Raw genomic sequence first — 229 nt, 5'->3', positions numbered from 1 at the left:
GAGTCGCGCCGCGAGCTGTTGAACGCAGAACTGAACCAGCAGCTGGCCACTTACCGCGTATTGGGTGAGTCTGGCCGCCTGATGGAAGTCATGCAGCTGAAGCCAAAAGATGATGGCGTGGACAATGACACCGATCTGAGCGCCCCAAGCTGCCCAACCAGCTACGTGGCGCCAACACCACTGGATGCCAGCAAGATCCCCGCCCGCTCTTTCAATAGCGGTGCAGAGT

Annotated in this window: 1 protein-coding gene; it reads left to right on the top strand. The window is 59.4% G+C overall.

Annotation, left to right across the window (positions count from 1 at the left end; all coding sequences use genetic code 11):
• Positions 1-229, top strand: a 229-nt coding sequence (locus tag O4G76_RS21850; protein WP_269399162.1) for a hypothetical protein, incomplete at both ends; no start/stop codon positions are given.

It is taken from the genome of Limimaricola sp. G21655-S1 (genome assembly GCF_027213785.1).
Taxonomy (GTDB): Bacteria; Pseudomonadota; Alphaproteobacteria; order Rhodobacterales; family Rhodobacteraceae; genus Limimaricola.
This window is presented reverse-complemented; position numbering and strand designations above follow the sequence as displayed.